General features: G+C 68.0%; 13 protein-coding genes. 10 read left to right on the forward strand and 3 right to left on the reverse strand.

Features of this window, described 5'->3' with window-relative positions:
- The first annotated feature begins 8 nt into the window (after positions 1-8).
- From rodA to FVS66_RS23160, 7 genes are all read left to right on the forward strand, one after another.
- Positions 9-1,211, forward strand: a complete 1,203-nt coding sequence (rodA, locus tag FVS66_RS23130) for a rod shape-determining protein RodA (RefSeq protein ID WP_149183412.1) — start codon at positions 9-11, stop codon at positions 1,209-1,211.
- 24 nt (positions 1,212-1,235) lie between these two features.
- Positions 1,236-2,738 (forward strand): CYTH and CHAD domain-containing protein, encoded by a 1,503-nt coding sequence (locus FVS66_RS23135; protein WP_149183118.1) that lies wholly within the window; start codon positions 1,236-1,238, stop codon positions 2,736-2,738.
- 197 nt (positions 2,739-2,935) lie between these two features.
- A complete protein-coding gene (locus tag FVS66_RS23140) occupies positions 2,936-4,861 on the forward strand; it encodes a TIGR03960 family B12-binding radical SAM protein (protein WP_149183119.1) in 1,926 nt (641 codons plus the stop codon).
- A gap of 2 nt (positions 4,862-4,863) precedes the next feature.
- A complete protein-coding gene (locus FVS66_RS23145; RefSeq protein ID WP_149183120.1) occupies positions 4,864-5,055 on the forward strand; it encodes a hypothetical protein in 192 nt (63 codons plus the stop codon).
- Positions 5,056-5,222: 167 nt separating this feature from the next.
- Positions 5,223-5,432 (forward strand): hypothetical protein, encoded by a 210-nt coding sequence (locus FVS66_RS23150; RefSeq protein WP_149183121.1) that lies wholly within the window; start codon positions 5,223-5,225, stop codon positions 5,430-5,432.
- Positions 5,416-5,913 (forward strand): DUF6879 family protein, encoded by a 498-nt coding sequence (locus FVS66_RS23155; protein ID WP_149183122.1) that lies wholly within the window; start codon positions 5,416-5,418, stop codon positions 5,911-5,913. The genes FVS66_RS23150 and FVS66_RS23155 overlap by 17 nt, the downstream gene beginning before the upstream one ends.
- Positions 5,910-6,743, forward strand: coding sequence for a helix-turn-helix transcriptional regulator (locus FVS66_RS23160; RefSeq protein WP_149183123.1), 834 nt, complete (start codon positions 5,910-5,912; stop codon positions 6,741-6,743). The genes FVS66_RS23155 and FVS66_RS23160 overlap by 4 nt, the downstream gene beginning before the upstream one ends.
- Positions 6,744-7,350: 607 nt before the next feature.
- Here the strand turns inward: FVS66_RS23160 and FVS66_RS23175 are convergent.
- Positions 7,351-7,863: a recombinase family protein gene (locus FVS66_RS23175; protein WP_262387158.1), complete on the reverse strand. Its 513-nt coding sequence runs from the start codon at positions 7,861-7,863 to the stop codon at positions 7,351-7,353.
- A gap of 302 nt (positions 7,864-8,165) precedes the next feature.
- Positions 8,166-8,768, reverse strand: a complete 603-nt coding sequence (locus tag FVS66_RS23180; protein ID WP_149183126.1) for a hypothetical protein — start codon at positions 8,766-8,768, stop codon at positions 8,166-8,168.
- Positions 8,769-9,646: 878 nt separating this feature from the next.
- On the opposite strand from FVS66_RS23180, the gene FVS66_RS36210 reads away from it, so the two are divergent.
- A complete protein-coding gene (locus FVS66_RS36210) occupies positions 9,647-9,775 on the forward strand; it encodes a hypothetical protein (RefSeq protein ID WP_262387159.1) in 129 nt (42 codons plus the stop codon).
- Positions 9,776-10,120: 345 nt separating this feature from the next.
- Here FVS66_RS36210 and FVS66_RS23190 read toward each other — a convergent pair whose 3' ends face one another.
- Positions 10,121-11,695, reverse strand: coding sequence for a recombinase family protein (locus tag FVS66_RS23190; RefSeq protein ID WP_149183127.1), 1,575 nt, complete (start codon positions 11,693-11,695; stop codon positions 10,121-10,123).
- Between the two features lie 294 nt (positions 11,696-11,989).
- On the opposite strand from FVS66_RS23190, the gene FVS66_RS23195 reads away from it, so the two are divergent.
- Together FVS66_RS23195 and FVS66_RS23200 are read left to right on the forward strand one after the other, a co-directional pair.
- Positions 11,990-12,550: a nitroreductase family protein gene (locus FVS66_RS23195; RefSeq protein ID WP_149183128.1), complete on the forward strand. Its 561-nt coding sequence runs from the start codon at positions 11,990-11,992 to the stop codon at positions 12,548-12,550.
- A 621-nt stretch (positions 12,551-13,171) separates the two neighbouring features.
- Positions 13,172-13,561, forward strand: a complete 390-nt coding sequence (locus tag FVS66_RS23200; protein WP_149183129.1) for a hypothetical protein — start codon at positions 13,172-13,174, stop codon at positions 13,559-13,561.
- Positions 13,562-13,648 lie beyond the last annotated feature (87 nt).

Genomic DNA, 13,648 nt, shown 5'->3' on the forward strand with positions numbered 1-13,648 from the left:
ACACCACCATGCCCGGAAACAACACCTTCTCCGTCCCCCGGTACGCCCCTCAGCCCGGCGGCCTGTGGGCCAGGCTCAGCGCCCGCGACTCACTCGTCCGCAGGCTCGACTGGCCGCTGCTGTTCTCGGCCCTCGCCCTGTCCCTCATCGGCGCGCTGCTCGTCTGGTCCGCGACCCGCAACCGCACCGAACTCACCCAGGGCGACCCGACCTCCTTCCTCTTCAAGCACCTGCTCAACACCAGCATCGGGTTCGCCCTCATGGTCGGCACGATCTGGCTCGGCCACCGCACTCTGCGCGGCGCCGTGCCGGTCCTCTACGGCATCTCCGTCGTGCTCGTGATACTGGTCCTCACCCCGCTCGGCGCCACCATCAACGGCGCCCACGCGTGGATCGTGATCGGCGGCGGCTTCTCCCTCCAGCCGTCCGAGTTCGTGAAGGTCACGATCATCCTGAGCATGGCGATGATGCTCGCGGCCCGGGTCGACGCCGGGGACCAGCTCCATCCCGACCACCGCACGGTCGCCAAGTCCCTCGTGCTCGCCGTCGTCCCCATGGCCATCGTCATGCTGATGCCGGACCTCGGCTCCGTGATGGTCATGGGCGTGATCGTCCTCGGTGTGCTCCTCGCCTCCGGCGCCTCCAACCGCTGGGTCCTCGGCCTCATCGGCACCGGCGTCGGCGGCGCCGTCCTCGTCGCCCTGCTCGGCGTGCTCGACGAGTACCAGATCAACCGCTTCGCCGCGTTCGCCAACCCCGAACTCGACCCGGCAGGCGTCGGCTACAACACCAACCAGGCCCGCATCGCCGTCGGCTCCGGCGGCCTCTACGGCGCCGGACTCTTCAACGGCCACCAGACCACCGGGCGGTTCGTCCCCGAACAGCAGACCGACTTCATCTTCACCGTCGCCGGTGAGGAACTCGGCTTCCTCGGCGCAGGCACGATCATCGTCCTCCTCGGCGTCGTGCTGTGGCGCGCCTGCCGCATCGCCCGCGAGACCACCGAGCTCTACGGCACCGTCGTCGCCGCCGGCATCATCGCCTGGTTCGCCTTCCAGTCCTTCGAGAACATCGGCATGACCCTCGGCATCATGCCCGTGGCCGGGCTGCCCCTGCCGTTCGTCTCCTACGGCGGCTCGTCGATGTTCGCCGTGTGGGTGGCCATCGGCCTCCTCCAGTCGATCCGGGCACAGCGCCCCATAACGGCATAGGGGCTCGTGGACTAGATTCGATTCATGGCGGATACGAAACGCGAGATCGAGCGGAAGTACGAAGCCACCACCGACACCCGAGTGCCGGACCTCACCCGGGTCCGCGGCGTGTCCCGCGTCGTCGACGCGGGCACCGCCGACCTGGACGCCGTCTACTACGACACCCCCGACCTGCGCCTCGCCGCGCACTCCCTCACCCTGCGCCGCCGCACCGGCGGCGGCGACGCGGGATGGCACCTCAAACTGCCCGTCGCCCCCGGCGTACGGGACGAGATCCAGGCCCCGCTCGCCGACGGCGTCCCGCGCGGCCTGGCGAACCTCGTCCGCGCGAGAACCCGCGGCGAGGACCTCGTCCCGGTGGTCCGCCTCCGCTCCTCGCGGGGCGTCCGCCACCTCGTCGACGCCGACGGCGCCCTCCTCGCCGAGCTGAGCACCGACACGGTCCGCGCGGAACGCCTCACCGACGGCGGGGGCACGGCCGAGTGGGCCGAGATCGAGGTCGAACTGGCCGACGGCGGTGACCCGGCCCTGCTGGACGCGGTCGACAAACGCCTCCGCAAGGCGGGCCTGCGCCCGGCCGAGCTGCCGTCGAAACTGGCGAGAGCCCTGGAGGAGACCGGCACACCGCCCCGCACCGCCGAGCCGCCCGGGCGCGAGACGGCAGGCGACCACGTCCTCGCCCATGTGCGCGAACAGATGGCCGCACTGCTCGACTACGACGCCGCCGTACGCCGCGACCAGCCCGACTCGGTCCACCAGATGCGCGTCGCGACCCGCCGTCTGCGCAGCGCGTTCCGCAGCTGCCGCAAGGTCCTGGACCGTTCGGCGACGGACCCGGTCGCGGGCGAGCTGAGATGGCTCGCGGGCGAACTGGGGATCGACCGCGACCAGGAGGTCCTGGAGGAGCGGCTGCGCACGGCCCTCGACACGGTCCCGCGCACACTCCGGCTCGGCCCCGTACGCGGCCGCCTCCGCCGCTGGTCGGCGTCGCGCCGGGCAGGCTCGCGCGGCCGCACGCTGAAGGTCCTGGACAGCACGCGCTACCTGGCCCTCCTCGGCGCCCTGGACGCCCTACTCGCGGACCCGCCGCTGCGCCCCGCGGCGGCGAAGGACCCGTCCCGCGTCCTGGCCAAGGCGGTCCTCAAGGACTACGCGCGCGTAGCGGCCCGCGTGGAGCGCGCCCTGTCGATGGACCCCGGCCAGGACAGGGACGTGGCCCTCCACGAGGCGCGCAAGGCCGCCAAGCGGGCCCGCTACGCCGCCGAACTGGCCCGCCCCGCCCTGGGCAGGCCCGCGAAACGCCTCGCCAAGCGGATGAAGGCGGTCCAGCGGGTCCTCGGCGACCACCAGGACAGCGTCGTCGCCCGCGAGGCCCTACGGGACCTCGCGATCCAGTCCCACGCCGCCGGCGAGTCCGCCTTCGTCTGGGGCCTGCTGTACGGCAGGGAGGAGGCCGCGGGCGCCGCCCGCGAGCGTGAGTTGCCGGAGGTGTGGGGGCGCGTGTCGGTCCGTGGACTGGAGGCGTGACCGAACGGTGGCCGCTCGTCGGTACCGACGCACGGCTTCCCCGCGCGAGCGGGCGATCCGGCCTTCACGGGACGGTGTGTGTCCACGGTCGAGTCGTCCCCGCCGCTGCGGGGGCGCCGTTCGCCGGGCCGGGGGCGACTCGCGAGCGGGTTACGCTAGAGAGTCGCCCCTGCCAGACGATGAAGGTTTTCCTCCACATGCCTGCCGAATCGGTCTTCCCACAGCTTGAGGCCCTGCTCCCGCACGTGCAGAAGCCGATCCAGTATGTCGGCGGTGAGCTCAACTCCACCGTCAAGCCCTGGGACTCCTGCGACGTGCGCTGGGCGCTCATGTACCCGGACGCGTACGAGGTCGGTCTGCCCAACCAGGGCGTCATGATCCTCTACGAGGTACTGAACGAGCGCGAGGGCGTCCTCGCCGAGCGCACGTACAGTGTGTGGCCGGACCTCGAGAAGCTGATGCGCGAGCACAACGTGCCGCAGTTCACGGTCGACTCGCACCGCCCGGTCCGTGCTTTCGACGTCTTCGGCCTCAGCTTCTCCACCGAGCTGGGCTACACCAACATGCTCACGGCCCTCGACCTCGCGGGTATCCCGCTGGAGGCCGCGGACCGCGGGCTCGACGACCCGATCGTGCTTGCCGGCGGGCACGCCGCGTTCAACCCCGAGCCGATCGCGGACTTCATCGACTGCGCGGTCATCGGCGACGGCGAGCAGGCGGTCCTGGAGATCACCGAGATCATCCGCGCCTGGAAGGCCGAGGGCCGTCCGGGCGGGCGCGAGGAGGTGCTGTTCCGGCTCGCCCGCACCGGCGGGGTGTACGTGCCCCGCTTCTACGACGTGGAGTACCTGTCCGACGGGCGCATCAGCCGTGTCGTGCCCAACCGCTCCGGCGTGCCGTGGCGCGTGTCCAAGCACACCGTCATGGACCTCGACGAGTGGCCCTACCCGAAGCAGCCGCTGGTCCCGCTCGCCGAGACCGTCCACGAGCGGATGTCCGTCGAGATCTTCCGCGGCTGCACCCGCGGCTGCCGTTTCTGCCAGGCCGGCATGATCACGCGCCCCGTGCGGGAGCGAAGCATCACCGGCATCGGCGAAATGGTGGAGAAGGGGCTCGACGCGACCGGCTTCGAAGAGGTCGGCCTGCTCTCCCTCTCCTCCGCCGACCACTCCGAGATCGGCGACATCGCCAAGGGCCTCGCGGACCGGTACGAGGAAGACAAGATCGGCCTCTCCCTGCCCTCCACCCGCGTCGACGCGTTCAACGTCGACCTGGCCAACGAGCTGACCCGCAACGGCCGTCGCTCCGGCCTCACCTTCGCCCCCGAGGGCGGCTCGGAGCGCATGCGCAAGGTCATCAACAAGATGGTCTCGGAGGAGGACCTGATCCGCACGGTCTCCACGGCGTACGGCAACGGCTGGCGCCAGGTGAAGCTGTACTTCATGTGCGGCCTGCCCACCGAGACCGACGAGGACGTCCTCCAGATCGGTGACATGGCGGTCAAGGTCATCGCCGAGGGGCGCAAGGTCTCCGGCCAGAACGACATCCGCTGCACCGTCTCGATCGGCGGGTTCGTGCCCAAGCCGCACACCCCGTTCCAGTGGGCGCCGCAGCTCTCCGCCGAGGAGACCGACGCCCGCCTGCAGAAGCTCCGCGACAAGATCCGCGGCGACAAGAAGTACGGCCGCTCCATCGGCTTCCGCTACCACGACGGCAAGCCCGGCATCGTCGAAGGCCTGCTGTCGCGCGGCGACCGGCGCGTCGGCGCGGTCATCCGCGCGGTCTACGAGGACGGCGGCCGCTTCGACGGCTGGCGTGAGCACTTCTCGTACGACCGCTGGATGGAGTGCGCCGAGAAGACGCTGCCCGCGTACGGCGTGGACGTCGACTGGTACACCACCCGCGAGCGCACCTACGAGGAGGTCCTGCCCTGGGACCACCTGGACTCGGGCCTGGACAAGGACTGGCTCTGGGAGGACTGGCAGGACGCCCTCGACGAGACCGAGGTCGAGGACTGCCGCTGGACTCCGTGCTTCGACTGCGGTGTCTGCCCTCAGATGGATACGGCTATACAAATTGGCCCCACGGGCAAGAAGCTGCTCCCGCTCACGGTCAAGAAGTAGCCGTGACCAGCGGCGACGCCATCCATCGGATGGCTGAGGCGCTTGCCGACATGCCCGAGGCGGACCGCGCCGAAGCCCTTCGACGAGGGCTCGGAGCGAAGGAGCGCGAGCAGGCTCCCCGCCCTGAGCGGCGCACGCCGCTTCCCGCCCCTCGGCAGGACTCGGGCATCGTCTCGGCGGTCGAGTGGGTGTAGGGCGTAGAGAGGCGTTCGGACGATCCTGTCCGGGCGCCTCTCGGCGTTCCAGAGGCCCGGTTTATGCGACAACGCGCATAGTCGCGTTTCCGCATAGACGGCACATCGGCCTCGCTCGTACGGTCGTGGCGACCGGCCCGCAGAGGGCCCGCAAGAGGGGGGTCAGCATGGCGTGCGAAGAACTTACACGGCTCACCGGCAACACCAACGGAGGCAACTGCGGGCAGGGAGACTGCCCCAACGTCTACCGCACCACCTCCGGCTCGTTCGTCTTTCAGGGCGACGTGTCCACCGCCTTCACCCCGCCCGCCGGGGAAGGACTCGTCGAGATCCCCGAGGAAGTCCTGAGGGAGGCCGTCCGTGCTCTTGGATGGTGAAGCCTGGGCGGACAAGTTCAAGACGTTCCAGATCGAAGCCTGGCGGCTGGAGACCCTGCCGCAGTACCTCGTACCGCAGGAAGCGGAAGAGTTCGCCGCCTTCAAGGCAGGGGCCCGCTTTCCGGGCCCGTACGAGGACGCGTGGACGGCCATGGTCCGAACCCGCAACGTGGGCCGCGTCCACATCGTCACCCGGCCGCTCACGGACTACCTGCGGTTCGAGTTCGAGCGCTACTACCAGCACCAGGCCCCGGCGGGGGAAGACATCCGCATCCTCGACATCACCGACCGGCCGAACCCGCTCCCCGACGTCCGGGACTTCTGGATGTTCGACCGCTCGACGGTCGTCCTGATGAAGTACGAGGCCGACGGTACGCAGATCGAGCGGGAGCTGTACGAGGGTGACCCCGCCCCGTTCCTCGAATACCAGCGCATCGCCGTCGCGGAATCGGTCCCGTTCCTGGAGTACGTGACCGAGTGACGTTCGAGCCCGAGCAGCTCGGCCAGTCCTCCCAGGAACTCGCCGCCACACTGCGCAAGCTGCGGAAGCAGGCCGGTCTCTCCGGGGACCGGCTTGCCGCGCGCTGCAACGTGTCGCAGTCGAAGGTGAGCCGGATCGAGAGCGGGAAGGTGCGCCCGTCTCTGGTGGACATAGAGCGCATCCTCAGGGCCTTGGACGCCCCGCCGGCCTTGGTCGCAGAGGTGTCCGCGCTGGCCCGCATCGCCGCTACGGAGTGGCAGGACGCAAGGTCGATGCGGCGGAAGGGTCTGGATAAGAAGCAGCTAGAGCTGGCCGGGCTCGAAGCGTCTTCGGCGGAGTTCCGGTTCTTCCTGCTGTCGATGCTCACGGCCCTGCTCTCCACCCCGGAGTACATCAGGGCCAGCCTCGCTCACATCCCCGGGGACCACAGCAAGGCCGTGGCGAGGAAGCTGGAGCGGCAGGAGGTCCTGTACGACCGCCGGAAGAAGTTCACCTTCATCGTCACCGAACAGGCGGCCCGCTCCCCGTTCGTCTCCCCGGATGCCATGGCGGTACAGCTCGACCGGCTGGCGTCGCTGACCCACCTGCCGAACGTGCGTCTTGGCGTGCTCCCGATCGAGACGCGCCTGCCGGGGTGTCCGCTGAACACGTTCACCGTGTACGACGAGCGGCTGGCCACGGTGGAGACGACGGCCGGGGTCATGGTGTTCCGCGACCCGAGGGACGTCCGGATGTACCTCGATGAATTCGCCGGTTACGACGAGCACGCCCTCATCGGCGAAGACGCGCGGGAACGGCTGGCCGAGTGGGCGACGGCGTTCCGTTCCTGATCTTTAGTCCAGTACGCGACTGAACCTCGAATCGCCCCCTGCCAGCGGGCAAGGATGCCGTGCCATCGGAGAACGCACGGGAGGCGTACGAGATGAGCAGCGAGCAGACCACCATGTCGGGACCCGTGCACCTGTCCCTTCCGTCTCCACCTCCAGACCCCGTATCGGGTTGTCGTGAGTGCCTCGGCTTCGCGGTGAGCAGAGCGAATGCCACCTCTGTAGGCGACTACTCGAAGGCTTCGGATATGAACGTGGCCCTCCATGCTCACCTGCGGAGCAACCACGGGGGACGCTGATGGCGCGTGCCACCCTTCGGTTCGTGGCTCACCGGATCACGCAGCATCCGGACACGGACGTGACCTTTGAAGCGGAGTGCCTGCACTGCAAGTGGAAGGCGGAGCCGTCGACGGATAGCGCGGCGGTTGATGTCGAGTGCATGAGTCACACCGGCCTGAGTAACCATCGTGGCTTCAGGCGGATGTGTACGTCGTTCGCCATGGTGGTGCGGGCCGAGCCGGACAGACCCCCAGCGCACTGAGAGACGGCGAGCAACACAGACCAGAGGCGCGCTGGAAGGGGCGCGGCGTGAGCGACGTGCGCCCCTGTCTCAGGCGCTCTCTCCCAGGTGTCGGTACAGCGTGGCTCGGGAGACTCCGAGGGCCTTGGCGATGGCGCTGACGCTCTCGCCCTCGGCCTTCCTGGCGCGGGCCACGGTCAGTACGTCCTCGTCCACCACAGACGGCCGGCCGTCGGTACGGCCCTGCGTCTTGGCCGCTTCCAGTCCGGCCCGCGTGCGGTCCTTGATGAGCGAGCGCTCAAACTCCGCCATGGCCGCGATGATCTGGAAGAACAGGCGGCCATCGGCCGACGTGGTGTCGACAGAGGAGAGCGCACCGTCGAGCACGCGGAACCCTATGCCGCGCTCGCGCAGGCCGTCGACGATGGACACAAGGTCGATGAGCGACCGGCCGAGCCGGTCAAGCTTCCACACGCACAGCACGTCGCTCGGTCGGGCGTAGTCCAGTACGGCCGTGAGCTGCGGCCGGTCGATGTTCTTCCCGCTGGCCGTGTCCTCGAAGATGCGAGCGCACCCTGCGCCCGTCAGTGCGTCGCGCTGCAACTGCGCTTCCTGGTCGTCGGTGGAGACGCGGGCGTAACCGATGAGCTGGGCCGGTGGTGGTGTTCGTCGTCATGACGCGGACTGTCTCAGAACTCGTCTCAAAAGATCAAGTCCGAAGTGGGGTTCCGAGACGGGTTTTGAACAGATCTGCGTCCCTCGTGGGGGCGCGCTGCCTCGCGTCTCACAAACCTTGGTTATTGAGACGATCTTCAGCGGTCACCCCCTGTGCCGATCGCGAGCTGGTGCTCCATGGCGTTGTTGGCCCGAGTGGAGTCGCACGTCATCGTTCGCTGGCGCATACGTCAGGCCGTGTCTCCCCCGGCCGTGAACGCCTCGGTCTCATGGCGCGCCATCGCCTCTCGGCGTTCCTTCGCATATTGGGCTTCAACGGCCTCGGCCGTGATGCCCATGCTCTCCATGAGGGGGTCCAAGACCCTACGGCTGAAGCGTTCATCTGTCTGCGTGAGAAGTCGACAGTCCGCTTTCAGGTCTCTGCACAGCCTGGTCCGGCCAGCCTCGCTGATCATTTCTTGGATGCGCTCGCGCCAGAAGTTGTGAACCAGGTCGTTACGCCGCTTCAGGCTTCGGGTGAGGTCGTCGACGACCTCTGGGTAGGCGCTGGTGTACGGCTCGACGCGTTTGATGAGCTTGCCCATCATATCCTTGAAGCCTTGAGCCCAAGGGTCGCGGATGAGCTGTTCCCCCTGCTCCCTCGCCGTGGTGATCTTGGTGAGCGCGAGGGTGTTGACCAACGAGTGCTCAAGGCAGTTGGCCTTGTAGATGGCCAACCCGAAGAGGGCGTACACGGTCTTGTGGTCCGTGTCGTTGTCGTACTCGTTGTCCGGCTCAGGCTCCGGCTCCTCGCGCCAGGTCGGCTCATGCCTGACCACATACAGTCCATCCATGCCTTCCAGTGTGCTGGCGAGGCGAGCCGACTCGTAGCGAATTCTGGGCACTTGGCTACTGGCCCCTGAGCCGACCTTTGGGGGTGGGGGATGACCCCTTGAGCCCCTCAACGGCGACCGCTGTGTCTGAGCAGCCAAGATTCCGCCACGGTTCCAGGGTTCGTCTGCCCTGTTCGCAGACTGCCAGGGCAGGGGCGTATGACCAGTTCATAGCCCTGCCGTACTGGCAGCGGCGTAGGACTGTAAGGAGCAGGGCCTTACGGCGGAGACAGTGGGGCGCGGCAGCGCCCCCCTTGGTCTTGCTGGCTTGCTCCTATTGGCCCCGATGGGGCCCCACTGTCGTAGACCGCTTGCGACCGTGGCGGCCGGTAGGTCGCCCCCTGCCGTTTTTCTTGCGCCGTTGCTCTTGTCCCTGAGGGCGCTGCCGCGCCCCTGCTGTTTGTTGCCGCTGGGAAGGCAGCTTGCGTCTGTCGGCCCCGATGGGGCCGCACTGCACTGGGGCTAAATAGATAAGAGAGCACGCGAACGTTTCCGCAGGTCGGGTGCCATGCCGGTATACGCCAGACGTGCTCTGACTACACGTACCGCGTGTGCTCACCGGTCCTGATGGAGTCGGCAGGGGACCTGCGCCCTTGCCCTTCTGGAACAGGTGGGGAGGAAGGACGAGGCAGGCGGCCCCGGAACGGGGCGATACAAGGTCCAGTTCCTTGGCGCGGGTCACCGCGTTGCGGGTGCTCTGGTCGGACAGTGGCTTGCCGTTCTTGCCCAGCAGGGTGGCCAGCCGGCCAGGCTCGAAGCCTGCGTGTCCCTGCCTGTCCGCCCATCCGATGGCGGCGAAGTGCACGCGGTAGGCGAGAGGGTGTCCTGGGTTCTGCGCCATGCGTCGGTACTCGTGCTGGGAGATCGCGCCCCACGAGCGGTCATGGCCGAAGCTGATAGCCACCGGTCGCACCCCCTTCCTGCGGGGCGTGGCCGCAGTCGTGCGTCTCTCCCTCGACGAGGGGTGAGGTGCAGACCTCACAAGTCCAGACGACTTCGATCGTGATGTTCAAGGCTGGCGACTCCTGGCGCTGGCCGAGGACAGCACGGAGCCGCGCCTCGGCGTTGGGTGGAAGTCACGCAGTACCGTCCTACGCTTCGGGATGTCCTCGACGTCCCTGCGAGCCCCCTCGGGATCGCGGCCCCTCACGGAGTGGCCAGCTCTACCGCCGTTGAACGGCGGGAGCTACGGTGTCCGCTCCCAGAAGGAGCGGGAGAGTCTTCCTATCCGGAGCCCGGGCCGGCCGTCAAGCCGGAACACCTCCGGGTCTGGCTGACCGAGCCGCCCGGAGATGTCTGTCCCTGCTCCCTCGTCAGAGCCTTGCGGCGAAGTCGTCACCCTTGATGACCAGGCGTTCGCGGACGTCGCGCGGGATCTTGAGCCGCAGGTGTACGGACGGCGCGCGCACCCCCTTCACCTTCGTGCGGGTCACCTCGCACGTGACGCCCACGCGGCGCAGGTCCTCTGCCATGGCCTCCATGCCGCCCGCTTCCCATGTCTCCCGGAAGGTCTTGCCGTTGTGGACAAGGACCCACCGGTCCTGCGTGGTCTCGGGATCGATGGCGTTCAGTTCTTCCGTAAGCTTGTCGAGGGTCTCCTCCGCTCGCTCGCGAGTGAACCGCGTCTTCGAGAAGCGGCCCTCTGGTTCGAGCTCCGCCATGTAGTAGGAGATGGCGTCTTCGAGCCGCTTCACTTCGGCGCGTGCCTCGGCTCCCTTCGCGTACTCCCGGACCTGGACGGGGAAGTCGCCGAGGACGCGCAGCACGTCGCCCACGAGGACGTCGTAGACGTCCTGCGGGTTGGGCGCGCCGAGGCCGCCGCCCTTGCACTTGCCGCAGCGCAGGTACGTGTAGCTCCGGCCGTTGCTCATGTTCTTCTGCACGGTCATGTTGGTCGAGCAGTCGACGCAGATGAGTACGCCGAGGAACTGGGTCGCTCCGCCCGCCTGCCGGGTCGGCTGGCTCTTACCTCGTCGGTCGAGTGCCGCTTGGAGGGTGTCGAACTCCTCCTCGGTGAAGATCGGGGGGCCGACCCGTATCGGCTTGCCGTCGTTGCCGAGGACGAGCTTGCTCCGTCGCTTCCCGCCCTGCTTGTTCTCCTCGACCCGGTAGCCCATGAGCGCGGGGTTACGTAGGCGTCGGAGGAGAGTCGACGTGGTGAGTCCTGTCGACATGAGCCGGGAGCGGACGAGACAGAGGGCCATGCGGCGGGCGGAGACGCCTCGGAGCGCCATGCGTCGGGCCCAGTGCAGCGCCCTGTGTGCGCTCGGCTCGACGGCGAGTGCCGGCTTGCCGTCCACCTTCGTCGTTACGTAGCCGTACGTCGGTTTGCCCACGAGCCATGAGTCCTGCGTGCGCGCGTAGTCCCACAGTGATGTGACGCGGGTCGACGTGTTCGCCGCTTCGATCTCGGCGATGCCACCGATGAGCGTGACCATGATCCGGCCCACGGTCGTGCTGAGGTCGATCGCGTCGTTCTTCGACACGAGGTTCTTCCCGTACCGCTCGCACCACTCGATCATCGTGGACAGGTCCGTCATGCGACGGATGAAGCGGTCGAGCTTCCAGAAGAGCAGAGCGTCGAACTCCGGAGCCCGGTTGTTGAGCCACTCCCCGAGCTCCTTCCGCTTCCACGGCGGAACCTTCGTCGCCGACACGTTGAGATCGGAGGCGACGCCGACGACGCGGTACCCCTTCTCTCTGGCCAGGAGACGCAGGTCGAGTTCCTGCCGCACCGGCGAGGTCGTGTCTTCCGTAAGTACGGACAGGCGGACGGAGAGGAGTGCGCGAGGGGCGTCCTCGGGGAGCAGGGCCTCCGCCCGCTTCAGGTCCTCCAGGAGGGCCAGGTCCGAGGCGGTCCACTCGCTCTCGATGTCGTACGTCTTCATGGCTACGGAGAGTACAGATTGGATGTGGTCTTGTCTCGTTATTTCTCACGTAGAAACACACATCAGGGTGTTTGATCATGGTGAACCGTCCAACCGGTTGCGTCCGGCGCGTGTCCGGGAATGCTCACCAACCCCGTCTGCCTGGTGGGCTGGTTCTAGGGCGCGTATCGAGTCGTGATCAATCGGAGGGTTTCGCTCTCGTTGATCTTCGTCCTGGTGGATCGTCCGGTGTGGGTGGTGCCTGTGTTCGCACCGGCCGGAATACGCTCTCGCGGTGGCCGGTTGCAGCGGAACATGCACCATCCTCAGGAGCCGCCCAGCGGCATACACCCACTGCTTGCCGGGCGCTTCAGCCCCTACCGGTTCGATCCGTCGGCGGTTGTCGACGACCACGCCCTCGGGCTGCTGCTGGAAGCCGCGCGGTGGGCACCGTCGGCGGGGAACTCCCAGCCGTGGGGCTTCTTCGTCGGCAGGCCCGGTGAGCCGGAACACGACCGGGTGATCCCTCACCTCGCGCCGAGCTCGGCCCGCTGGGCGACGGATGCGGCCCTGCTCGTCGTCACGCTGACGCGTCGGCACGTCGATGACACCCAACTGCTCTACTCCGAGTTCGCGGACTACGACCTCGGCCAGGCCATCGCCCACATGACTGTTCAGGCCCAGGCCATGGGACTGGCCACGCACCAGTTCCGGGCCTTCGACCTGGAAGGGCTCACCAAGGAGCTGGACCCGAACCCAGGCTGGATGATCGTCTCCATGGTCGCGGTGGGCAAGGCGGCCGGCGGACCTCCGGAGGGCCGTGACCGGCGCAGCGTCGCGCATCTGCGCTCCGCTCCCTGGGCACCGGCGGAGTAACAGCCAACACCGTTGCGTTCACGTCTGTGAGCGGTTCGAGAGTCTGTGTTCGAAGAACGCGACGGTGGTGTGGACGGTGTAGTCCTGACTGGTCGCGGGGTGTTGTCCGGGTTCGGTCCGTACTTGCTGGTCGGGTTCATGCGGGTGACGGGCCTTGACGCGCTGCCGGTGGCGGGCGGGTACAGGGCGTCAAGAACGGCCCGGCCTTGGTGCCCCGGCACGGCCACCCCGCCAAGCCCGCCACCGGCCTGCCCATACGACGCCCGATCCGCCGGGAACCTCACACTTCTGGCGGCGTTCCCGAAAACCCACACCAGCCCCCTACGAACCAGCCCCGCCAGGGTTCACGCGACGCGCTCACCGACGCGTTGGACGCGGTGAGTCCGCCGAGCGGCACCCCGCCGCGGGCACTTGCGACTCACGGATGAGCGTGACGCCCGACGCCGCTGGCGGTCGTACGGTCGGTGAGCCGGACGGCGAAGCGGGCCGTCTCCTCCTCGGCCGGGCTCGCCGGCCTTGCCGCCGCGCCTTGGTGGAGGCGCGTGTCAGTGGCGTGGGAGACGATGGTGGCACCATGGCGGGCAACCTGTCCGGGCTCGCCGATGACCGTTGGGGGGATCGATGGGATCGCGCAGTGACGAGCTGGTGCTGAAGCTCGGGGCGGAGATTCTCACGGACAAGAAGTACGCGGACGACCGGTGGCAGGGGATTGCGCTGGTCGGTCAGGTCACCGGGGGAACCGAGAGTATGAACGGCTATGTGTACTTCGCGGACGGGGATTTCGAGGCTCGCACGCCCGCGACCATGGATGTTCTGTGCACGATCGGCATGTTGCACGGCGAAATGAAGAAGGAGGGGAAGGGAGCCTGGCATCAGTGTTTGATCCACATCACCAGGCCGGACCTCCGGATACGGATCCGGTTCGAGTACGACGACCCGAAGCGCTGGTCACCGAAGAAGCTCTCCCGTGACATGAGCGAGTACGCGGACTCGCTCAAACCGGAGAGCTGAAAGAGGCCGCCGACTCGGCAAGGGGCCGGTGGGGAGGCTCGCCGGCCGCGAGAGGCTATTCCGGCCGGTGCGAGCACAGGCACCACC

The sequence above is a fragment of the Streptomyces sp. TRM49041 genome (assembly GCF_008271805.1).
In the GTDB taxonomy this organism is placed as follows: domain Bacteria; phylum Actinomycetota; class Actinomycetes; order Streptomycetales; family Streptomycetaceae; genus Streptomyces.

Coding starts and splice junctions, on each gene's coding strand:
- rodA (WP_149183412.1), top strand. CDS start 9: ATGCCCGGAAACAACACCTTCTCCGTCCCCCGGTACGCCCCTCAGCCC.
- FVS66_RS23135 (WP_149183118.1), top strand. CDS start 1,236: ATGGCGGATACGAAACGCGAGATCGAGCGGAAGTACGAAGCCACCACC.
- FVS66_RS23140 (WP_149183119.1), top strand. CDS start 2,936: ATGCCTGCCGAATCGGTCTTCCCACAGCTTGAGGCCCTGCTCCCGCAC.
- FVS66_RS23150 (WP_149183121.1), top strand. CDS start 5,223: ATGGCGTGCGAAGAACTTACACGGCTCACCGGCAACACCAACGGAGGC.
- FVS66_RS23180 (WP_149183126.1), bottom strand. CDS start 8,768: ATGGATGGACTGTATGTGGTCAGGCATGAGCCGACCTGGCGCGAGGAG.
- FVS66_RS36210 (WP_262387159.1), top strand. CDS start 9,647: ATGCGTCGGTACTCGTGCTGGGAGATCGCGCCCCACGAGCGGTCATGG.
- FVS66_RS23190 (WP_149183127.1), bottom strand. CDS start 11,695: ATGAAGACGTACGACATCGAGAGCGAGTGGACCGCCTCGGACCTGGCC.
- FVS66_RS23195 (WP_149183128.1), top strand. CDS start 11,990: ATGCACCATCCTCAGGAGCCGCCCAGCGGCATACACCCACTGCTTGCC.
- FVS66_RS23200 (WP_149183129.1), top strand. CDS start 13,172: ATGGGATCGCGCAGTGACGAGCTGGTGCTGAAGCTCGGGGCGGAGATT.